The following is a 21,851-nucleotide window of genomic DNA, read 5'->3' on the forward strand; positions in this document are numbered from 1 at the left end:
CGGTTGCTAGCAGCGCAGGCGGGCCGTTATTGTGCTGAATCCTTTTAGTCCTTTTGCCCACGGATCTGTAGTGATGAATGCACCGCGTACCGCTGTCCCGATCAAGGCTGTCATTTTCGATATGGACGGGTTGTTGCTGGACACAGAAGGCATCTACACCGAAGTCACGCAGATCATCGCCGAACGCTACGGCCGTACCTATGACTGGGGGATCAAGCAGCACATCATTGGTCGCGGCGCCCAGGACCTGGCGGATTACGTGGTCAAGGCCCTGGACCTGCCGATTACGGCCGCCGAATTTTTGGTGATCCGCGAGCCACTGATGAGTGAGCGTTTCCCCAAGGCCTTGGGTATGCCGGGCGCTGAGGCGCTGGTGCGGCACTTGAAGGCGCATAACATTCCGATTGCCGTGGGCACCAGTTCGTCGCGCAATTCGTTTGGTCACAAAACCACGTTGCACCGTGAGTGGTTTGGGCTGTTCGACACTATCGTGACTGCGGATGACCCGGAAGTGGGAGCGGCCAAGCCAGCGCCGGATATCTTCCTGACGGCGGCGCGCCGCTTGGGTGTGGCGCCAGAGGATTGCCTGGTGTTTGAGGATTCGCCGTTTGGCGTGACGGCGGCGAAGGCTGCGCACATGACCGCGATTGCCGTGCCGGATGAGGCGATGGCGGACAGCAAGTACCACCATGCTGACCAGATTATTCGCAAGCTGGCGGAGTTTGATCTGGCGGCGTATGGGTTGCCGCCAATGCGTTGATCCCTCTAAAGCCACTGGATCAAAAATGTGGGAGCGGGCTTGCTCGCGAATACGGTGTGTCAGCCGATACATGTGCTGACTGATCCACCGTATTCGCGAGCAAGCCCGCTCCCACATTTAGTCCTGCGGTGCCTTGGGCAATGTCTTCTGCCGCAAAATATAAACCGTCACCAACACCGCACTGGTCAGCATGAACCCTCGCGCCCAAATCAGCGGCACCAGGTAGCAGGAAAACCCGATACTCACCCACATCAACCCAATGGCATACACCTTGCCCTTGAGCGGAATCCCGTTGCCATCCAGATAGTCACGGATCCACGGCCCCAGGCGCGGGTGTTCCACCAGCCATTGGTAGAAGCGCGGGGAGCTACGGGTGAAGCAGGCGGCAGCCAGCAGAAGGAAGGGAGTAGTGGGCAGCACCGGCAGGAAAATGCCGATCACCCCAAGCACTACGCTCAGCCAGCCGATGGCCAGCAGAACGTAGCGCGTGATCACAGAGCGATTGCCCATGGGGGCCACGGGCAACGGTCTTAGTGGTGGCGAGGCTTGAGGATCGCCGGCTTTTCGTCAGGTGCGTTGCACAGCAGGTAAAGGGCGGTCAGCGCTTCCGGGATCTGAACGATCATGTCGTCCATCAGGTTGGCGTCGGAGGCGATGTCGGAGAACTCAGGTTGCTCGTCGAACAGGCCGGAACCGACCATGATCGGCAGCAGCATTTCGCTGACTTCTTCTTCAGCCGTTTCGAACCAGGCCTCTTCACGCAGGAACACGCCTTCCATGAAGCCGATGCACCAGCCGCGCAGTTCGGAGTCGTCCGGATCTTCGCCGAGGTCCAGGTCGCAAGGCAGTTCGAACTCTTCATCGGAAGCCAGTTGGCGGCCAATGTGAGCCTTGAGGGCCAGCAGGGTGGATTCGATTTCTTCGCGCTGGGCGGCATCACTGTAGTGAGGCTCTTCAGAGAACAGTGCGTCGATCCATTCACGATCAGGCACGACATCGGAGCAGATCGACAGCGCGGTCAGATAGCCGTGGGCGGCCACGTAGTCCAGCGCCTCGTCGTGCAGCTCATCGGCATCGAGGAAGGCTTGCAGGCGGGTTAGTTGCTCAGCGAAGGACATTGACGGACTACCTTGGGAATAAACGATGGGCAATTCTAGGCTTTCTTGAGCGCCCAGGCCAGCTTGTGGGAGCGGGCTTGCTCGCTAAGGGGACAATTGGGTCTACCTGACGGAATGAATTCCCAGCATTTCGGGCCATTTAATGGGCCTGTGCAATTCACCAACGGCACCCATTGCCGGCTGACCCTCGGGTATACTGCCGCGTTTTGTGATGCCCCTACAGGCCAAGCGCCAGTCGCGGGAAAAGTTCGCTTACGGATTATTTCCCGCTCAAGCGTGCTTTTTCGACCAGCCTGTACAGAGGGATTTCGGCGATATTTGGAGTTTTTCATGCTCGAGCAGGCTCAACGCGTCCTCAAGGACATCTTCGGCTACGACAGTTTTCGTGGCCGCCAGGGTGCGATCATTGAGCGCGTGGCCAACGGTGGAGACGCCCTGGTACTGATGCCTACCGGCGGCGGCAAGTCGCTGTGTTTCCAGGTGCCGGCACTCCTGCGTGAAGGGCTTGCAGTGGTGGTGTCGCCGTTGATCGCCTTGATGGACGATCAGGTGGCCACCCTGGAAGAGCTCGGCGTTGCGGCCGCCGCGTTGAACTCCACCCTCAGCGCCGAACAGCAACGCGACCTCGCCGCCCGCATCAAGCGCGGCGAAGTGAAGATGCTTTACCTCGCCCCCGAGCGCCTGGTGCAGCCGCGCATGCTGGCGTTCCTGCAGAGCCTGGAAATTTCCCTGTTTGCCATCGACGAAGCCCACTGCGTGTCCCAATGGGGTCACGATTTCCGTCGCGAATACCTGCAACTGGGCCAACTGGCGGAGCTGTTCCCAAACGTCCCGCGCATCGCCCTGACCGCCACCGCCGACAAACGCACCCGCGAAGAAATCGTCGAACGCCTGCACCTGCAGGACGCCGAGCGGTTCCTCTCGAGCTTCGACCGGCCGAATATTTTTTACCGCATCGTGCCCAAGGAACAGCCGCGCAAGCAGTTGCTGGCGTTCCTCTCCGATCGGCGCAGCGACGCGGGCATCGTCTATTGCCTGTCGCGCAAGAAGGTCGACGAGGTCGCCGCATTCCTCAGTGAGCAAGGCTACCCGGCGCTTCCGTATCACGCCGGCCTGCCCAACGAGCTGCGGGCGTACCACCAGAAGCGCTTCCTCAACGAGGAAGGCCTGATCATGGTCGCTACCATCGCGTTCGGCATGGGTATCGATAAATCCAACGTGCGCTTCGTGGCCCACATGGACCTGCCCAAATCCCTCGAGGCGTACTACCAGGAAACCGGACGTGCCGGCCGTGACGGCCTGCCGGCGGATGCCTGGATGGTCTACGGCCTGCAAGACGTGGTGATGCTCAAGCAGATGCTGCAGAACTCCGAAGGCGATGAGCGCCACAAGCGCCTGGAACAGCACAAACTCGACGCCATGCTCTCGCTGTGCGAAGAAACCCGCTGCCGTCGCCAGACCTTGCTCGCTTACTTCGACGAAGACATGCCGCAGCCCTGCGGCCATTGCGACAACTGCGTGGACGGCGTGCAGACCTGGGACGCCACCGAGCCGGCTCGCCAGGCGTTGTCGGCGATCTACCGCACCGGCCAGCGCTATGGCGTCGGCCATCTGGTGGACGTGCTGCTGGGCAAGGACAACGAAAAGATTCGCAGCTTCGGCCACGAGAAGCTCTCGGTCTATGGCGTCGGCAAAGACCGCGCTGAAGGCGAATGGCGCTCGCTGTTCCGGCAGATGGTCGCCCGTGGCCTGGTAGATATCGATCTTGAAGGCTACGGCGGCCTGCGCCTGAACGACAGTTGTCGGCCGCTGCTCAAGGGCGAGGTCAGCCTGGAGCTGCGCCGCGACCTCAAACCGCAAACCACTCCCAAATCCAGCACCAGCCAGGCCAGCCAACTGGTGCGCTTCGAAGAGCGCGAACAGTGGGAAGCCTTGCGGGCGCTGCGTAAGAAGCTCGCCCAGGAACACAGCGTTCCGCCGTACGTCATCTTCCCCGACTCCACCTTGCTGGAAATGCTCCGCGAGCATCCCACCACCTTGGGCGAAATGGGCAGGGTCAGCGGCGTCGGTGCGCGCAAGCTGGAGCGTTATGGCCAGGCGTTCCTCGAAGTGCTCGGCGGTCAGGTCGAGGCGCCGAAAGAGGTCGCCGATATCCGCCACGAGCTGATCAGCCTGGCCCGTGCCGGCATGACCCCAATCCAGATCGCCGGGCAGTTGCAGTGCTCGGAAAAGAACGTCTACACCTTGCTCGCCGAGTCCATCGGCAAGCAGCAGTTGTCGTTGGAGCAGGCGCTTGATTTGCCGGAAGATTTGCTCGGCGAAATCCAGGATGCATTCCTGGATGGAGAAGGCGAATTGCCACCGGTTTCCGAGATTGCACCGCTGTTTACCGGGCGTGTGCCTGAAGGCGTTTTGTACTGCGTCAGGGCCGCTTTGCAGTCGGAATTCGAGATTTGATGTGCCAATTACGACAATGTAACGAATCAGTACATACCGGGTCTTGCCTACTGGCATGGGTCATGCTTAGCTGACTAATAATTAGCCACACTTTATTTTCAGTCTAATCCATGAGTTTTTTATGCCGTTAACCGATCAACACCGTTTTGGCATGCAGTTGGCGCAGATGTCCCGAGGTTGGCGTGCCGAGCTGGATCGTCGCTTGGCAGGTCTGGGCTTGTCCCAGGCACGCTGGTTGGTGCTACTGCACCTGGCCCGTTTTACCGAACCGCCTACCCAGCGTGAATTGGCGCAAAGTGTCGGGGTAGAAGGGCCCACATTGGCGCGTTTGCTCGACAGTCTGGAAGGCCAGGGCTTGGTGCAACGCCAGGCCGTGGTGGAAGATCGCCGCGCCAAGCGCATCGTGCTGTGCGACACCGCGAAGCCGTTGATCGAACAGATTGAAACCATCGCCACGGCCTTGCGCCATGAGCTGTTTGTGGGTGTCGATGAAGAGGATTTGCGGGTGTGCATGCGGGTGCATGAACACATCCTCGGAAATCTCGAGAAGTCCTGATTTTCGAAACGCCGAAGATCAAAACATGTGGGAGCGGGCTTGCTCGCGAAGGCGGAGTGTCAGTGAATGCATGTGCTGACTGACACACCGCCTTCGCGAGCAAGCCCGCTCCCACATTTGTTTTGCGGCGTACTTAGAACGTCTGCCCCAGGTTCAGATACACCGCCTGCTGATTGTCATCGTTAAACCCGTAACTGAAATTCAACGGCCCCAGCGGCGTATCAAACCCCAGGAAAATACTGGCGGCGTTGATGTAACCGCTGTCGTACTCATTGTCGTTGTTCCAGGCTCGCCCACGTTCCAGTGACCCGCCCAGGTACAACGGGAAATCCAGCGGCAAGTAAGACCGCGGCGTCAGCCGGCGGTAGTAAACCGCCCTCATCAGGCTGATGTTCTGCCCGGCGATCGCATCCTCGCGAAAGCCCGACAACTGCCGCGCGCCCCCCAGCAGGAAGCTGGAAATCACCACGTCCGACTTATCCAGGGTGCGCCCATAACGCCCGCCGAGGATCAGCGTGTCCGGCCCGCTGCTCATGGCCTTGTCCAGCTTGAATTCCCACTGGCGATAGCGTTGGTCCGAACCCAGTCCCGGTTCGAACTCACGGAAGGCCAAGCCGATGTCTTCACCGGTGTGGGGGAAGTACACGTTGTCGAACGAATCAAAGGAGTACTTCAGTTCATAGAAGCCTTCGCTGAAGTTGATGCTCGGCGAATCCCGGTCACCGATGCGCACATCCGCCTTGCCCCAGGCCTCGCCGACGCCGAAACGAATCTCGCCGCTGTTGCCGATCTGCCGGCCCACGTTCAGGCCGAAGCCGTAGCGTTCCAGGCGGTACTCGGAGATCGGGTTGTTGTCTTCGATCAGCTCAACGTTTTGCGCCTGGGCACTGATATAGGGCGCGACGAAGTAGCGCGAGCCGGTGTCCATCGGCTGATAGAACTCGCTGTAAAGCTCCTGCTTGTCACCGATCTGCACCCGGGTCAGCCATTCGGCGCCGAGGCGGTTGATGCCATTCATGCGGTAGCTGGCGCCGAGGTTGAAGGCGCTGTCGCCGCGCATGTCATCCGACAGGTTGAGCCCCAGGCGCAGGTAATCGGTGCCGCTGCGCTTACCCCGGGCGCTGATGACCAGGGTGTTGTCCTTGCCCTTTTTCACCACGCGGTATTGCACCTGCTCGAAGTAATCCAGGCCGTACAGGGTGCCCATGTCGGTTTGCAGACGGGCCATGTCCAGTGGCTCGCCGAGGTTCTGGCGGATGTAGTAGCGGATCACCTCGTCGCCCACTTTGGAGTCGTTCTCCACCTTGATCGCGGTGATCACCGGGTTGCGCTCGCCGGGTGTGCGGGCGGCCACCAGTGACGGATCTACCGGCTCGGCCGGGCGCAAGTGTGCCAGGCGGACGTCGAGGGCGCGGGTGGCGCGATAGCCGGCGTCGATCATGTCCTTGGCGCGGCCGAAATCCGTCACGCCGTAGGCGGCCAATGACGGCTGGATCAGCACGTCGCGGGGGGCCAGGGCCTTGAGTTGTTCTTCGGAGTTGCGCCGGGTCATCAGGGTGATGGACTGGTTGAGCACGTCGACCACGGTGTTGAGTTGTTTGCGCGAGCGCAGCGGGGTGCCGATGTCGACGACGATGGCAATGTCGACCCCCATTTCCCGCGCCACATCCAGCGGGATGTTATCGGTCATGCCGCCGTCCACCAGCAGCCGGCCATCCAGTTCCACCGGGGCAAACACCGCCGGGATCGACATGCTGGCGCGGATCACCTGGGGCAAGTGACCCTTTCGGAACACCACCTTTTCACCGCTGGTAATGTCGGTGGCCACGGCGCGGAAGGGGATGGGCAGCTTGTCGAAATCCCGGGTGTTACTGCTGTGGGCGAACATGCTTTCCAGCAGCAAGGCCAGGTTCTGGCCCTGGATCACCCCCAGTGGCAAGCCGAGGCTGCCGTCGTCGCGAAAGCTGAGTTTCTGTTTGACCAGGAAATCCCGGTCATCCTGCTTGCGCCGGAACGGCACGTCTTCCCGTGGCGGTGCGTCGGACAGGGCGAGCTTCCAGTCGATGTTCAGTGCGAGTTTTTCCAGCTCGTCGATCTTGTAGCCCGAGGCATACAGCCCGCCGATCACCGCGCCCATGCTGGTGCCGGCAATCGCATCGATGTGGATACCTTGTTCTTCCAAGGCCTTGAGCACACCAATGTGCGCCAGGCCACGGGCAGCACCGCCGGAGAGCACCAGGCCGATCTTCGGACGCGGGTTTTCGACGGCTTGGACGAGGACAGGGAGCAGGCACAGCAACAGGCAGGACAACAGGCGGCGCATCATCAATCTCAAGGCTGGACGATAAAGGCCGGTATTATAGCCACTCGATCCTTTCAACCCGCCAAGCAGGAGCCATTCAATTCATGTCAGTGGCCAAACCCGAGATTGTCATTACTTATTGCACCCAGTGTCAGTGGCTGCTGCGCGCCGCCTGGCTGGCCCAGGAGCTGCTGAGCACGTTCGCCGATGACCTCGGCAAAGTGGCCCTGGAGCCGTCCACTGGCGGTGCGTTTCGCATCACTTGCGATGGCGTGCAGATCTGGGAGCGCAAGGCGGATGGCGGCTTTCCGGAAGCCAAGGTGCTCAAGCAACGGGTGCGCGACCAGATCGACCCGCAACGGGACCTGGGGCACAACGACCGCACTCAGTGAACCTCGGTCGTGGCGGCCGGCTGCTTGGCCGGTTTGGCGCTGCCCATCAGGCCGGACACCACGATGGCGACGATGATCAGCGCGCCGCCCATCAGCATGCGCAGGGTCGGGGTTTCGGCAAACAGCAGCCAGGCCATAGTGATGCCGTACACCGGCTCCATGGCAAATACCACCGCGGCGGTGCGGGCCTTGAGCACCGCGAGGCTGGCGACAAACAGGCTGTGGGCCAGACCCGTGCAGAACACACCCAGCAGGCCGATCCACAGCCAGTCCAATGCGCGCACCTGCGCCAGTTCAGGCGCAGCCACCGGCAACAGGCACAGCGCTACCACGACGTTCTGGCACAAGGCCGCCTGCACCGGCGGAATGCGCCCACTGGCGCGGTTGTTCAGTGAGAGCAGCGAGAACAGCAAGCCGGAACCGACGGCCCACAACAGACCGCTGGTGGCCTGGCTGGCGAGGTTGAAGTCCGGCGTGACCAGCACCAGGCCGATGCTCACCAGCACCACCAGCAGGATTTCATTGGCGCGAATCCGCTCGCGGAAAATCAGGCCTTCGAGGATCACCGTAAAGGCCGGGAAGGTGGCGAAGCCCAAGGTGGCGATGGCCACACCCGCGACCTTCACCGCAATAAAGAAACTCACCCAATGCCCGGCCAGCAACAGGCCGCTGACCAGCAGGCGGCGCCAGTCGCGGGCTTGCAGCTTCTGCCAGGTGGTGTTGCTGGCGAAACGCGCGAAGATCGCCAGGGCAAGCACCGCGAAGGCGGCGCGTCCGAACACGATGATTGCCGGCGAGGCGGCCGCCAGTTTGCCGAACACGCCAGTGAGGCCAAACATCAATGCGCCGATATGCAGGGCGCCGAGGGCTGTGCGGGGAGTCATTGCGATCCTTAAACGACGGGTTTACAGGATCGCAGTCTAGAGGGTTGCAGGCGTTTGCATCTGTCGTTGGGCTCGCGGGTTTTGTCGCAGGGCTCTTGCTGGGTGAAGATCCCTGTGGGAGCTGGCTTGCCTGCGATGCAGACAACTCGGTCGTTCAGATAGCGCGCGGTGATGCTATCGCAGGCACGCCAGCTCCCACACTGGACGGTGCTTGTCTGAAGGCTCGGGGCGAGAGGCCAAACTCGCGCAACATCGCCGCAGCAAATGCACTTTGCGAACCATAGCCAACCCGCGCGGCAATCTCGCCGATGGGCAATTGGCTGTTGCGCAACAGGTCGCGCGCCATCTGTAAGCGCCGGGTACGGATGTAGTCCATCGGCGTTTGCCCGCACTCCGCGATAAACCGCGCATGCAGACGGGCGACGGACAGGTCGGCGATCTTCGCCAGGTCGGCCACTTGCAGTGGGTGTGCCGCATGCCGCTGGATGTGCGCATCGAACGCGGCATACGGCAGGCGCTTGCCCGCCAGCGGCTGTACGAAATTCAGGCTGGCGAGCAGTAACACGGCGCCTTGCTGGGCGATCAGCGGATCGTCCACCGGGCTGCTTGCCAGCCACTGCACCAGTTGGGTTTGGCGATTGTCGAGGGTCAGGTGGGCGGACCGGTCGAGCAAGCGCCGGCTGGCGTCGGCATGCTCCCCCAGGGACTGCGCCAACCAGTGCTCATCGGGCACGTCCAGCACCAGGCAGCGGCTGCCATCGCGGCTGATACATGCGTGATGAGCGGCGTAGGGCAGCACCATCACGCTGCTGTGTTGCACCTGGCTGCCAAGGCCATCCACCTCGAAGTCCAGATGCCCGGACAGGCCAAACACCAGCTGCGCGTGGTCATGGCTGTGGGCGATGGGCTCTTCGACGTAGTGGCGTAGCGTGAGGTTGGGTCTCATCGCAGTCTCCTGGGCAGGCCCGCAGTTTACATCGCTTCGCCCGCCTTGGGCGCTGTCATCAGACTGACGCAACACTGTCATGGGCTATTAATCCCGTGGGCGCAAGCTCGCGAAAACCCCGTGAGGCATGCCCATGACCAGCGCCGAACTCGCCAAACCCAGCCGCAAGCAACGCGTGCGTACCCTGTGGATTTCCGATGTGCATTTGGGCACACGGGATTGTCAGGCCGAACACCTCTCACACTTCCTCAAGGGCTACCACGCGGACAAGGTCTACCTGGTGGGCGATATCATTGACGGCTGGAAACTGCGCAGCGGCATGTATTGGCCCCAGGCCCACACCAACGTGATCCGCCGACTGCTGACCATGAGCAAGCGCGGCACCGAGGTGATCTACGTCACCGGCAACCATGATGAGTTTCTGCGGCGTTACTCGAAGCTGATCCTCGGCAATATCCAGTTGGTGGATGAAGCGGTGCATGTGACTGCCGATGGCCGGCATCTGCTGGTGATCCATGGCGACCAGTTCGATGTGATCACCCGCTATCACCGCTGGCTGGCGTTCCTCGGCGATTCGGCCTACGAGTTCACCCTCACGCTCAACCGCTGGCTGAACCACTGGCGGGCGCGTTATGGCTACGGCTACTGGTCGTTGTCGGCGTACCTCAAGCACAAGGTCAAGACGGCGGTCAGCTTTATCAGTGATTTTGAGGAAGCGATTGCCCATGAAGTGACCAAGCGCGAATTGCACGGCGTGGTGTGCGGGCATATTCACCATGCGGAGATTCGCAAGGTGGGCGAGGTGGATTACCTCAATTGCGGGGATTGGGTGGAGTCGTGCACGGCGCTGATCGAGCACTGGGACGGGCATATCGAGTTGTATCGATTGGCGGATGCCCAGGCCAAGGAAGCGCAGCTAAAGGCCGAGATGGTCGCGGGCTAAGCCTCAACCCCACAGACTCACTCGGTCTAAATGTGGGAGCGGGCTTGCTCGCGAATGCGGAGTGTCAGTCACCAGATAATTCGACTGATCCACCGCTTTCGCGAGCCCGCTCCCACATTTGGAGCCGGTTTCTTCAGTTAGGTGTGGGAAACATCCGCGATGGCTTCGGCCAACAGCGTCAACCGCGTCGCATCAATCCCCGCCACGTTCGCACGCCCGGAATTGACCATATACACGCTGTGCTTCTCCCGCAGTTGCTTCACCTGTTCCGCACTCAACCCGGTATAGGAAAACATCCCGCGTTGCGCCGCGATATGCGCAAACCGCTCCGACAACCCATGGGGCGCCAGCGCCTCCACCAACCCGGAACGCAGCTGCGCAATCCGCGCCCGCATCGCTTCAACTTCGTCAGCCCAGCGCTTTTTCAGCTCGGCATCACCGAGAATCGTCGCCACGACTGCCGCACCATGATCCGGCGGCGTCGACCACAAGTTCCGCGCAATAAACGCCAGTTGGCTGCGCACATCCGTCAGCTTCTCGGCGTTCGCGGCGCACACAATCAGCGCGCCTACACGGTCACTGTACAAGCCAAAGTTCTTCGAGCAGGAACTGGTGATCAGCACTTCAGGCAGCTCAGCCGCCAACAGCCGCACCGCCCACGCATCCTGTTCCAGGCCATCGCCAAAACCTTGGTAGGCAAAGTCGATCAGCGGCAGCAGCTCGCGCTCCTGGACGATCTTCAGCACCTGGCGCCAGTCATCCTGGGACAGGTCGAAGCCGGTCGGGTTGTGGCAGCAGGCGTGCAGCAGCACTACATCGCCCTTGGGTACCGTGGACAGCGTGGCCAGCATCGCCGCTACATCCAGGCGATTTTCGCTGCCCACATACGGGTAATGGCTGACCTTGAGCCCGGCCTTGGCGAAGATGGTTTCGTGAATCGGCCAGGTCGGGTTGCTCAGCCACACGCCGCGGCCAGGCAGGCTGTGGGCGATAAAGTCGGCGCTCAGGCGCAGCGCGCCGGTGCCGCCTGGCGTCTGCGTGGCGCCGGCGCGACGTTCACTCAGTAGCGGCGAACCAGCGCCCAGCACCAACTCACTGATCAGCGTGCCGAACGCGGCATTGCCATGGCCGCCGATGTAAGTCTTGGTGGTTTGTTGCTCCACCAGGCGCTGCTCGGCCAGTTTCACCGAATACGGGATCGGCGTCAGGCCCTGGTCGTCCTTGTACACGCCCACGCCGAGGTCGAACTTGTTCGGGTTCGGATCCTGGGCATACAGCTCCATCAGCCCGAGGATCGGGTCTCCGGGCACCCGGCCAATCGCGTCAAAATGCATTACTTGCGGCCCTCGGCATCCTTGGCCACTTCGTCGGTGCGCGCGGCCATGATGAAGTCGTTGCGGTGCAGGCCCTTGATGGAGTGGCTCCACCAGGTCACGGTGACTTTGCCCCATTCGGTGAGCAGGCCCGGGTGATGGCCTTCAGCTTCGGAGATCACGCCCACCGCGTTGGTGAAGGCCAGGGCGAATTTGAAATTCTTGAACAGGAAGACCTTTTCCAGCTGCATCACGCCATCGCGTACTTCGATGTTCCAGTCCGGGATCTGTTTGATCAGCACCGGCAACTCTTCGTCGCTGACTTGCGGGGCGTCGGCGCGGCAGGCTTCGCAGTGGGCTTGGTTCAAGGTGGTCATGTGGGGATTCCTGAAATCGAGTGTTTGGAAAACGGTCGTCAGTGGCGTCACCCTAAAGCAACGCGGGGCCAGGGAACAGACTCACCTGGCCCGAAAAGCCACGGCTCAAGCCGCTTTTGGCTTGGGCGGAAACTTCGGTGCGTGTAGGCCGAGCTGCATCCCGCGTTCCACCATGCCCATGATGTCTTCCTGCGCCACTTCGAACAGGCGCTTGAGGTTGGGCAGTGCGAAGTACAGCGGTTGCAGGATGTCGATGCGGTACGGCGTGCGCATCGCTTCCAGCGGGTCGAAGGCTTGATGCTCGGGCTCGTCCGAGAGGCAGTACACGGTCTCCTTGGGTGAAGACAGGATGCCGCCGCCGTAGATGCGCCGGCCTTCGGGCGTGTCCACCAGGCCGAACTCGATGGTCATCCAGTACAGGCGCGCCAGGTACACGCGCTGTTCCTTGGTCGCGGCCAGCCCGAGCTTGCCGTAGGTGTGGGTGAATTCCGCGAACCAGGGGTTGGTCAGCAGTGGGCAGTGGCCGAAGATCTCGTGAAAAATGTCCGGTTCCTGCAGGTAATCCAGCTCTTCACGGGTACGAATAAACGTCGCCACCGGAAACTGCTTGTTGGCGAGCAATTCGAAAAAGGTCTCGAAGGGGATCAGCGCCGGGACCCGGGCGACTTGCCAGCCGGTGGTCTCGGCCAGCACTTTGTTGACCTCCGCCAGTTGCGGAATGCGGTCATGGGGCAGGCCGAGCTTGTCGATGCCGTCCAGGTATTCCTGGCAGGCGCGGCCCTCGATCACTTTCAGTTGGCGCGTGATCAGGGTGTTCCACACCGCATGTTCTTCGGGCGGGTAGTCGATAAAACCGTTCGCGTCGGGCTCGCGGGCCACGTACTGCGTCTGCTTCATACTGCTCTCCTGCTAGGCATTCGTTCTTGTTATGTCCTGGGATGAGCCTATTGATACGCCGCCTGGGCCAAGAAGCCATCCTCCTGCGCCATAGGTCCGTAGGAAAACTTACCGGGTTTCGTAAAATTTTCGTTACGCTTAAGGTGATTCGCTGTGTATGTGGCGTGTTTTGGGTGTGAATCGCCTCACGGCTGTCACATAATCTTGACGATTATCTGCGCCCAGCGGCAAATAGACGCAGCGCCTTCACTTCTTCGGGCCTTCTCATGCGTATCAAAGTGCATTGCCAGAACCGCATCGGCATCCTGCGGGACATCCTCAACCTGCTGGTGGAGTACGGCGTCAACGTCGCCAAGGGCGAGGTCGGCGGCGAACACGGCAACGCCATTTACCTGTACTGCCCGAACCTGGTGAACCTGCAATTCCAGGCATTGCGCCCGCAGTTCGAAGCGATTGCCGGGGTATTTGGCGTCAAGCGGGTAGGGCTGATGCCCAGCGAGCGTCGGCATATGGAACTGAATGCGCTGCTGGGCGCGCTGGAATTTCCGGTGCTGTCCATCGACATGGGCGGCTCCATCGTCGCCGCCAACCGTGCGGCGGCGCAGTTGCTTGGGGTGCGGGTGGATGAGGTGCCGGGCATTCCGTTGTCGCGCTACGCCGAAGACTTCGATTTGCCGGAACTGGTAAGGGCCAGCAAGTCGCGCATCAACGGTCTGCGGGTCAAGGTCAAGGGCGATGTGTTCCTGGCCGATATCGCCCCGCTGCAATCCTCCGAACACGACGACAGCGAAGCCATGGCCGGCGCCGTGCTGACTCTGCACCGCGCCGACCGCGTGGGTGAGCGTATCTACAATGTGCGCAAGCAGGAGCTGCGGGGCTTCGACAGCATTTTTCAAAGCTCCAAAGTCATGGCCGCCGTGGTCCGTGAAGCCCGGCGCATGGCGCCGTTGGATGCCCCTCTATTAATAGAAGGCGAAACCGGCACCGGCAAAGAGCTGCTGGCCCGCGCCTGTCACCTGGCCAGCCCCCGCGGGCAGTCGCCGTTGATGGCGCTTAATTGCGCCGGGTTACCGGAGTCCATGGCCGAGACCGAGTTGTTTGGTTACGGGCCTGGCGCGTTTGAAGGGGCGAGGGCGGAGGGCAAGTTGGGGCTGTTGGAGCTGACGGCGGGCGGCACGTTGTTTCTCGACGGTGTCGGGGAAATGAGTGCGCGGTTGCAGGTGAAGTTGCTGCGCTTTCTGCAGGACGGCTGCTTCCGCCGGGTAGGCAGTGATGAAGAGGTGTACCTGGATGTGCGGGTGATCTGCGCGACGCAGGTGGACCTTTCCGAACTGTGCGCCCGGGGCGAATTTCGCCAGGACCTTTACCATCGTCTCAATGTGCTCTCGCTGCATATCCCGCCGCTGCGCGAATGCCTCGATGGTTTGCCGCCGCTGGTGGAACACTTTCTGGATCAGGCCAGCCGGCAGATCGGCTGCCCGCTGCCCAAGCTGGCGCCGGCGGCGATGGATCGCCTCAGCCATTACCACTGGCCGGGGAATGTGCGGCAGTTGGAGAACGTGCTGTTCCAGGCGGTTTCGTTGTGTGAGGGCGGCACCGTCAAGGCTGAGCACATTCGCCTGCCGGACTATGGCGTGCGCCAGCCACTGGGGGATTTCTCCCTTGAAGGTGGGCTGGAGGAAATTGTCGGGCGCTTCGAGAAGGCGGTGCTGGAGCAGCTGTATGCCGAGCATCCCAGCAGCCGTCTATTAGGTAAGCGGCTGGGTGTATCCCACACCACCATTGCCAACAAGTTGCGGGACTACGAAGTGCTCAAGGCCGAACGCGGTTAAACCTGTGGGAGCGGGCTTGCTCCCGAATGCGGTCTGACAGTCGCCCTATGTACAGACTGACCCACCGCATTCGCGAGCAAGCCCGCTCCCACATTGGTTCTTTGTCGGTCTTGATACCTGCGCTTGCCGTTAGCGGCATAAGTCCGCCGTTTTTTCGACTCTCCTCAAGCCGTCATTTGCGCAACTCAAACCGCAAACCCCCGCCCCGCCTGGACTTTTCCGCATTTCCAAAAGTTGGTTCGCAAATTGCTTAAGCCTCATCAGTACAGCGGTGGGCGGCAAGCGTCCGTCAGAAAGAGGAAAGAGCGTGGATAAGTACCTTTACGTGGCAATGACCGGCGCCAGCCAGAATGCACTGGCGCAGAAGGCCCACGCCAACAACTTGGCGAACGTTTCCACCAATGGTTTTCAGCGTGACCTGGAACAGGCGCGTTCGATGCCGGTGTTCGGTGACAGCTTTCCGGCGCGGGCCTTTGCCTTGACCGAGCGCCCAGGCACGGATTTTTCCCCTGGCGCGATGATTGAAACCGGCCGTGACCTCGACGTGGCCGTCAGCGGCGATGGCTGGATGGCCGTGCAAACCCCGGATGGCGGTGAATCCTACGTGCGCAGCGCCAGCATGAACGTCGATGCGTTGGGCGTGCTGCGGGCCGGCAACGGGATGCCGATCATGGGCAACGGTGGCCCGATTGCCGTGCCGCCCCAGCAGCAGATCGAAGTCGGCCAGGACGGCACCATCAGCATCCGCGCCATGGGCGAAGGCCCACGGGTGATGGCTGAAGTAGACCGGATCAAGCTGGTGCAGCCCGACCTCAAGAACATGACCAAGGGCCTCGACGGCACCATTCACACCAAGGATGGCCAGCCGGCGCAAGCCAATGCCAATGTCAAGCTGACGTCGGGCTTCCTGCAGGCGAGCAACGTGAACGCGGTTGAAGAAATGACGGCGGTACTGGCTCTGTCCAAGCAGTTCGAATTGCACATCAAGATGATGAACAGCGCCAAAGAAGACGACCAGGCCATGACCCGCGTCCTGGCAATGAGCTGATAGCAGCCACACACTAATTTTGTAGCGCGGCGCCATAAAACAGGCGCACGAAGGAGAAGAACATGCTTCCGGCTCTATACGTTGCCAAAACCGGTTTGTCCGCCCAGGACACCAACCTGACCACCATTTCCAACAACCTGGCCAACGTGTCGACCACGGGTTTCAAACGTGACCGCGCCGAGTTCCAGGACTTGCTCTATCAGATCAAGAAGCAGCCTGGCGCCCAGTCGACCCAGGACAGCGAATTGCCGTCGGGCCTGCAACTGGGTACCGGTGTGGCGATTGTTGGCACCCAGAAAAACTTCAGCGCCGGTAACTTGCAGCAAACCGGTCAGCCGCTGGACCTGGCAGTCAACGGCAAGGGCTTCTTCCAGATCCTGCAGCCGGACGGCACCACCACCTACACCCGCGACGGTACGTTCCACCTGGACTCCAACGGCCAGGTCGTGACGGCCAACGGCTTCGCGCTGGAGCCGGCGATTGTGGTGCCGAACAACGCCCAGACCTTCACCGTCGGCAACGACGGCACCGTGTCGATCACCGTGGCCGGCAACCCGGCCTCCCAGGTGATCGGCAACCTGCAAACCGCCGACTTCATCAACCCGGCCGGCCTGCAGGCGATCGGTAACAACCTGTTCCTGGAAACCGCTTCCAGCGGCGCGCCGCAAATCGGCACCCCGGGCCTCAACGGCTTTGGTACCACCCTGCAAAGCACCCTGGAAACATCCAACGTCAGCACCGTTGAAGAGATGGTCAACATGATCACCACTCAACGCGCCTACGAGATGAACTCCAAGGTGATTTCCACCGCCGACCAGATGCTTTCGTTCGTAACGCAGAATCTGTAATCAAGTCTATGGGGCGTCCTTGAAGGCGCCTGCAACACCGTGAGGTATGGGTCATGAATCGCTATGTTTCTGTTTTGGCATTGAGTGGGATTGCTGTGCTCGCGGGCTGTGTCGCCCCGACGCCAAAGCCCAATGACCCGTACTATGCGCCGGTGCTGCCGCGCACGCCGCTGCCGGCTGCCGCCAACAATGGCTCGATCTACCAGGCCGGTTTCGAACAGAACCTGTACAGCGACCGCAAGGCGTTCCGGGTGGGTGACATCATCACCATCACGCTGAACGAGAAGACCCAGGCGAGCAAGAACGCCAACTCGCAGATCGGCAAGACCAGCAAGACCAGCATCGGCCTGACCTCGTTGTTTGGCGGTGGCCTCAATACCAACAATCCGGTAGGCAGCGGTGACTTGAGCCTCGACGCCGGCTACAGCGGCGACCGCGCCACCAACGGCAAAAGTGCGGCGGGGCAGGGCAACAGCCTGACCGGTTCGATCACCGTGACCGTGGCCGACGTGCTGCCCAACGGCATCATTGCCGTGCGTGGCGAGAAGTGGATGACCCTCAACACCGGTGACGAACTGGTGCGCATTGCAGGCATGGTTCGCGCTGACGATATCTCCACCGACAACACCGTGCCGTCGACACGGATTGCCGATGCACGCATCACCTACTCGGGTACGGGTTCGTTTGCTGACGCCAGTCAGCCGGGCTGGTTTGACCGTTTCTTCCTTAGCCCGCTGTTCCCTTTCTAGGTGATCACTTTGAACTTCAAACAGCTGATGGCTGCGATGTTGCTGCTGGCCCTGAGCGCAGGCGCCCAGGCTGAGCGCTTGAAAGACATCGCGAGCATTTCCGGCGTACGGTCCAACCAGTTGATCGGCTACGGCCTGGTGGTGGGGCTTAACGGCACCGGCGACCAGACCACCCAGACCCCGTTCACCTTGCAGACCTTCAACAACATGCTCTCGCAGTTCGGCATTAAGGTACCGCCGGGTTCGGGCAACGTGCAGTTGAAGAACGTCGCGGCAGTGTCCATCAGTGCTGACTTGCCGCCGTTCGCCAAGCCGGGGCAGGTGGTCGACATCACCGTCTCGTCCATGGGTAACTCGAAAAGCCTGCGGGGCGGCACCTTGCTGATGACCCCGCTCAAAGGTATCGACGGCAACGTCTACGCGATTGCCCAGGGCAACCTGGTGGTGGGCGGCTTTGATGCCGAAGGCCGTGACGGTTCGAAGATCACCGTGAACGTGCCGTCGGCCGGCCGGATTCCCGGCGGTGCCTCGGTGGAGCGCACCGTGCCCAGCGGTTTCAACCAGGGCAACAGCCTGACCCTGAACCTCAACCGTTCGGACTTCACCACCGCCAAGCGCGTGGTCGACAAGATCAATGAGCTGCTCGGCCCGGGCGTGGCCCAGGCCATCGACGGCGGTTCGGTGCGTGTCACCGCACCGCTGGACCCAAGCCAGCGTGTGGACTACCTGTCGTTGCTGGAAAACCTTGAGGTTGACCCGGGCCAGGCGGTGGCGAAAGTCATCATCAACTCGCGGACCGGCACCATCGTGATTGGCCAGAACGTCAAGGTTTCGCCAGCGGCGGTGACCCACGGCAGCCTGACCGTGACCATCACCGAAGACCCGATCGTCAGCCAGCCTGGCCCGCTGTCCAACGGCCAGACCGCCGTGGTCCCCCGTTCGCGGGTGAATGCCCAGCAAGAAGCCAAGCCGATGTTCAAGTTCGGCCCTGGTACCACCCTGGACGAGATTGTCCGCGCGGTGAACCAGGTGGGCGCAGCGCCTGGCGACTTGATGGCGATCCTCGAAGCATTGAAACAGGCCGGCGCCTTGCAAGCCGACCTGATCGTGATCTGACGCCATGGCCATGGACATGCGCAAAAGCGGCCTGACCAGCACGGCGGACTCGGGTTCTTATTCCGACCTCAACCGGCTGAACCAGTTGAAGTTCGGCGACAAGAACAGCGACGGCAACATGCGCAAGGTCGCGCAGGAATTCGAGTCGCTGTTTCTCGGCGAGATGCTCAAGTCCATGCGCTCGGCCACCGAAGCCCTGGGTAAGGACAACCCGCTGAATACACCGGCGGCCAAGCAGTACCAGGAAATGTACGACCAGCAGTTGGCGGTCTCCTTGTCTCGCGAGGGCGGTGGTATCGGCCTGGCGGACGTGCTGCTGCGCCAGATGCAGAAGAACAAACCGGTGGACGCCCAGGCGGCCACCTTGCAAGGCCCGGCGGTTCCCGCGAAGAAGGTGGATGTGCCGACCGAAATTGCCGCTGGTACCAAGGCTGATGGCCCGCTGGGCCGCAGCAATGGTCAGCGGCCATTGTGGGCGTACCGCGTGGCGGTGCCTGAGGGCACCGGCTCCCACGCCAACGACATGGCGCTGATGAACCAGCGCCGCATCTCGTTGCCGAGCAAACTGACGGATCGCCTGCTGGCCGGCATCGTGCCGGGTGCCGATGCCACTACCACCGCCAAAGCTACGCCGCTGCGTAACAGCGCCGCCGATGACGGTGTGGTCAACAGTTCCGCCCGCAGCCTTGCCGCACTGCCCCCTCACGGGCAGATGCAGGTTTACGGTCGCGCTGTGGCTCAGCCGCCGCTGGCGCCAGCGAAAAAAGCCTTCAGCTCGCAGGACGAATTTGTCGCCACCATGTTGCCAATGGCCAAGCAGGCCGCCGCACGGATTGGCATCGACCCACGCTACCTGGTGGCCCAGGCTGCTTTGGAAACCGGTTGGGGTAAATCGGTGATGCGTGCCACGGACGGCACAAGCAGCCACAACCTCTTCGGCATCAAGGCCGGCCAGAGTTGGCAGGGCGAACAGGCCCGGGCAATCACCAGCGAGTTTCGTGACGGGGCGATGGTCAAGGAGACGGCGCAGTTCCGTTCCTACAACTCTTACCAGGACAGCTTCCATGACCTGGTGACGTTGCTGCAAAGCAATGATCGCTATAAAGAAGTTGTGAAATCAGCCGACAACCCGGAACAGTTTGTGCGCGAGTTGCAAAAAGCCGGTTATGCAACCGACCCGGATTACGCCAGCAAGATTTCGCAGATCGCAAAAACGATGAACAGCTACCAGAACTACGCTGCCGCGGGCGCTTCCACTCATTTATAAGGTCTGAATCATGAGTTTGCTCAATATCGGGATGTCGGGGCTCAATGCCGCCCAAGGATCGTTGTCGGTCTTAAGTAACAACATCGCCAACGTCAACACCCCGGGATACTCGCGTCAGCAGACCACCCAGAACGCCAGTGCGTCGAATGCGTTCGGCGGTGTGTTCATCGGCACCGGTACGACCCTGGCGGATGTGCGCCGGGTGTACAACGACTTTCTGAACACCGCTTACCAGAACAGCACCGCCCTTAATAGCGACGCCAACGCCTACCTGGGCCAGGCCAGTGCGATCGACAAGACCCTGTCGGACAAGAGCACCGGCATGTCGGCCGTGCTCAGCGCCTTTTTCGCGGCAGCGCAGACTGCTGCGGCCACCCCCAGTGACGTGTCCGCCCGGCAATTGCTGGTGACCAGTGCCCAGACCTTGAGCAACCGGTTCAACGCGATTTCCTCGCAGTTGACCCAACAGAAAGAAAGCATCAACGGCCAGTTGAGCACCATGAGCGATCAGGTCAACAAGCTGACCTCCTCGATTGCGTCCCTGAACAAGCAAATTTCCCAGGTCCAGGGCTCGACGAGCAACGCGCCCGCCAACCTGCTGGATGCGCGTAACGAAGCGGTGCGCTCACTCAATGAACTGATCGGTGTCACGGCCACTGAAAAGGACGGCCAGGTCAACATCACCACCGGCACCGGGCAGTCGCTGGTAGACGGTGATGTCGCCAATACCATTTCCGCAGTGCCGAGCAAGAACGACAGCAGCCAGTACACCATCCAGATCAACATGGGCAGCACGTCCATGGACATCGGTTCGGTGGTCAGCGGTGGCAGCATTGGCGGCCTGATGCGTTATCGCAGTGATGTGCTGATGCCCGCGATCAATGACCTTGGCCGACTGGCCATCGTCACCGCCGATACCATCAACAACCAGTTGGGCCAGGGCCTGGACCTGAACGGTGATTTCGGCTCTTCGCTGTTCAGCGATATCAACAGTGCGGCGGCCATCTCCCAGCGTAGCCAGGGGACCGCGGGCAACAGCGCCGGCTCAGGCAACCTGAATGTGTCGATTGCCGACAGCAGCAAGCTGACGACCTACGACTACAAAGTCACGTTCACCAGCGGCAACCTGTACAACGTGGTGCGTTCCGACGGCAAGGCCATGGGCTCGTTCGATACCGCTACCACGCCGCCGCCGGTGATTGACGGTTTCACCCTGGCGCTGGATGGCAAAGGGCCGATGGCGGCGGGTGACAGCTTCAAGGTCAGCCCCACCAGCAATGGCGCCAGCGGGATCGGCGTCGACCTGACGGACCCGAATAAACTCGCGTTCGCCGGCCCATTGGCGGGTGTTGCCGGCAAGAACAGCGGCACCGGCACGTTCACGCCGCCGCAGTTGACGGTGCCGCTGGATATTCACGGCGGCGCCGACACGGCCCAATTGCGCACCGGGATCGAGAACTCGATGCCGGTGAAAATGGTGTTCGGCGATAAGGCCGCGGACGGCACCCAGCCGTACACCGTCACCGACGCCCAAGGCTTCAAGATCGGCACCGGCAGTATCATTCCGGGCCAGGGCAACAAGATCACCATCAATGTGCCAATGCGCGATGCCAGCGGTGCCGTGATCACCGGCAAGAGCTTCAGTTTTGATACCACCGTTGGCGGCTCGCCGGCCAATAACGACAGCACCACCTTCTCCTTCAACAGTGGCGCCACCTCCGACGGCCGCAACGCCCAGTCGCTGCTGGCGCTGCAAACCAAGGCAACCGTCGGCGTGACGGACGGCAACGGGGGCGTGAGCCTGGTCAGTGCCAACAGCCGCCTGGTGTCCCAAGTGGGCTCCAAGGCCGCCCAGGCCAATACCGACAGTACCGCGACGGGCGCGCTGCTGACGGCGAACAAGGCGGCTGCCAACTCGGTGTCCCAGGTCAACCTGGATGAAGAGGCGGGCGACATGATCAAGTTCCAGCAGTACTACACCGCGTCGTCGCAGATCATCAAGGCGGCGCAGGAAACCTTCAGCACACTGATCAACGCACTTTAAGG

At 61.4% G+C, this 21,851-nt stretch carries 20 protein-coding genes; 12 read left to right on the top strand and 8 right to left on the bottom strand.

Annotated elements, in window-relative coordinates; genetic code table 11:
• Positions 1-73 precede the first annotated feature (73 nt).
• On the top strand, positions 74-760 hold the full coding sequence (locus AU074_RS13410) for an HAD-IA family hydrolase (protein WP_076015122.1): 687 nt from the start codon (positions 74-76) through the stop codon (positions 758-760).
• A 117-nt stretch (positions 761-877) separates the two neighbouring features.
• Here AU074_RS13410 and AU074_RS13415 read toward each other — a convergent pair whose 3' ends face one another.
• Both AU074_RS13415 and AU074_RS13420 read right to left on the bottom strand, forming a co-directional pair.
• Positions 878-1,270: a YbaN family protein gene (locus tag AU074_RS13415; protein WP_076015123.1), complete on the bottom strand. Its 393-nt coding sequence runs from the start codon at positions 1,268-1,270 to the stop codon at positions 878-880.
• Between the two features lie 20 nt (positions 1,271-1,290).
• Positions 1,291-1,878 (bottom strand): YecA family protein, encoded by a 588-nt coding sequence (locus tag AU074_RS13420; RefSeq protein WP_017477430.1) that lies wholly within the window; start codon positions 1,876-1,878, stop codon positions 1,291-1,293.
• Positions 1,879-2,208: 330 nt separating this feature from the next.
• On the opposite strand from AU074_RS13420, the gene recQ reads away from it, so the two are divergent.
• Both recQ and AU074_RS13430 read left to right on the top strand, forming a co-directional pair.
• Complete coding sequence (gene recQ, locus AU074_RS13425; protein ID WP_076015124.1) at positions 2,209-4,335, top strand: DNA helicase RecQ; 2,127 nt, start codon at positions 2,209-2,211, stop codon at positions 4,333-4,335.
• 121 nt (positions 4,336-4,456) lie between these two features.
• Positions 4,457-4,891, top strand: coding sequence for a MarR family transcriptional regulator (locus tag AU074_RS13430; protein WP_076015125.1), 435 nt, complete (start codon positions 4,457-4,459; stop codon positions 4,889-4,891).
• 133 nt (positions 4,892-5,024) lie between these two features.
• On the opposite strand, the gene AU074_RS13435 is transcribed toward AU074_RS13430, so the two are convergent.
• Positions 5,025-7,214: a patatin-like phospholipase family protein gene (locus tag AU074_RS13435; protein WP_076015126.1), complete on the bottom strand. Its 2,190-nt coding sequence runs from the start codon at positions 7,212-7,214 to the stop codon at positions 5,025-5,027.
• 83 nt (positions 7,215-7,297) lie between these two features.
• Here AU074_RS13435 and AU074_RS13440 point away from each other — a divergent pair, with 83 nt between their 5' ends.
• A complete protein-coding gene (locus tag AU074_RS13440; protein ID WP_076015127.1) occupies positions 7,298-7,585 on the top strand; it encodes a SelT/SelW/SelH family protein in 288 nt (95 codons plus the stop codon).
• Here AU074_RS13440 and AU074_RS13445 read toward each other — a convergent pair.
• On the bottom strand, positions 7,579-8,469 hold the full coding sequence (locus AU074_RS13445; RefSeq protein WP_076015128.1) for a DMT family transporter: 891 nt from the start codon (positions 8,467-8,469) through the stop codon (positions 7,579-7,581). The genes AU074_RS13440 and AU074_RS13445 overlap by 7 nt on opposite strands.
• Before the next feature lie 154 nt (positions 8,470-8,623).
• Positions 8,624-9,415, bottom strand: a complete 792-nt coding sequence (locus tag AU074_RS13450) for an AraC family transcriptional regulator (protein WP_076015129.1) — start codon at positions 9,413-9,415, stop codon at positions 8,624-8,626.
• A gap of 133 nt (positions 9,416-9,548) precedes the next feature.
• Between AU074_RS13450 and AU074_RS13455 the strand changes: the two genes are divergently transcribed.
• Positions 9,549-10,358 carry a UDP-2,3-diacylglucosamine diphosphatase gene (locus AU074_RS13455; protein WP_003214618.1) on the top strand — a complete coding sequence of 270 codons (810 nt, stop codon included), beginning with the start codon at positions 9,549-9,551 and terminating at the stop codon, positions 10,356-10,358.
• A 137-nt stretch (positions 10,359-10,495) separates the two neighbouring features.
• Here the strand turns inward: AU074_RS13455 and AU074_RS13460 are convergent, their stop codons facing one another.
• From AU074_RS13460 to phhA, 3 genes are all read right to left on the bottom strand, one after another.
• Positions 10,496-11,692, bottom strand: a complete 1,197-nt coding sequence (locus AU074_RS13460; protein ID WP_076015130.1) for an amino acid aminotransferase — start codon at positions 11,690-11,692, stop codon at positions 10,496-10,498.
• A complete protein-coding gene (locus AU074_RS13465) occupies positions 11,692-12,048 on the bottom strand; it encodes a 4a-hydroxytetrahydrobiopterin dehydratase (protein ID WP_003214616.1) in 357 nt (118 codons plus the stop codon). Before AU074_RS13465 ends, AU074_RS13460 begins: the two co-directional genes overlap by 1 nt.
• A gap of 105 nt (positions 12,049-12,153) precedes the next feature.
• Positions 12,154-12,945 carry a phenylalanine 4-monooxygenase gene (gene phhA, locus AU074_RS13470; protein ID WP_076015131.1) on the bottom strand — a complete coding sequence of 264 codons (792 nt, stop codon included), beginning with the start codon at positions 12,943-12,945 and terminating at the stop codon, positions 12,154-12,156.
• A gap of 266 nt (positions 12,946-13,211) precedes the next feature.
• On the opposite strand from phhA, the gene AU074_RS13475 reads away from it, so the two are divergent.
• The 7 genes from AU074_RS13475 to flgK all read left to right on the top strand — a co-directional run bounded on the left by AU074_RS13475 (position 13,212) and on the right by flgK (position 21,849).
• Positions 13,212-14,777, top strand: coding sequence for a sigma-54-dependent transcriptional regulator (locus AU074_RS13475; protein ID WP_076015132.1), 1,566 nt, complete (start codon positions 13,212-13,214; stop codon positions 14,775-14,777).
• Between the two features lie 307 nt (positions 14,778-15,084).
• Positions 15,085-15,825 (top strand): flagellar basal body rod protein FlgF, encoded by a 741-nt coding sequence (locus AU074_RS13480; protein ID WP_076015133.1) that lies wholly within the window; start codon positions 15,085-15,087, stop codon positions 15,823-15,825.
• A gap of 62 nt (positions 15,826-15,887) precedes the next feature.
• Positions 15,888-16,673, top strand: coding sequence for a flagellar basal-body rod protein FlgG (flgG, locus tag AU074_RS13485; RefSeq protein WP_003214609.1), 786 nt, complete (start codon positions 15,888-15,890; stop codon positions 16,671-16,673).
• A gap of 53 nt (positions 16,674-16,726) precedes the next feature.
• Positions 16,727-17,422: a flagellar basal body L-ring protein FlgH gene (gene flgH, locus AU074_RS13490; RefSeq protein WP_076015134.1), complete on the top strand. Its 696-nt coding sequence runs from the start codon at positions 16,727-16,729 to the stop codon at positions 17,420-17,422.
• A 27-nt stretch (positions 17,423-17,449) separates the two neighbouring features.
• On the top strand, positions 17,450-18,538 hold the full coding sequence (locus AU074_RS13495; RefSeq protein ID WP_032899355.1) for a flagellar basal body P-ring protein FlgI: 1,089 nt from the start codon (positions 17,450-17,452) through the stop codon (positions 18,536-18,538).
• Between the two features lie 4 nt (positions 18,539-18,542).
• The gene (gene flgJ, locus AU074_RS13500) at positions 18,543-19,805 is read left to right on the top strand and encodes a flagellar assembly peptidoglycan hydrolase FlgJ (protein WP_076015135.1); all 1,263 of its coding nucleotides are present in this window, start codon (positions 18,543-18,545) and stop codon (positions 19,803-19,805) included.
• Positions 19,806-19,815: 10 nt separating this feature from the next.
• On the top strand, positions 19,816-21,849 hold the full coding sequence (gene flgK, locus AU074_RS13505) for a flagellar hook-associated protein FlgK (RefSeq protein WP_076015136.1): 2,034 nt from the start codon (positions 19,816-19,818) through the stop codon (positions 21,847-21,849).
• The last annotated feature ends 2 nt before the right edge of the window (positions 21,850-21,851 follow it).

It is taken from the genome of Pseudomonas sp. ATCC PTA-122608 (genome assembly GCF_001952855.1).
Lineage (GTDB): Bacteria > Pseudomonadota > Gammaproteobacteria > Pseudomonadales > Pseudomonadaceae > Aquipseudomonas.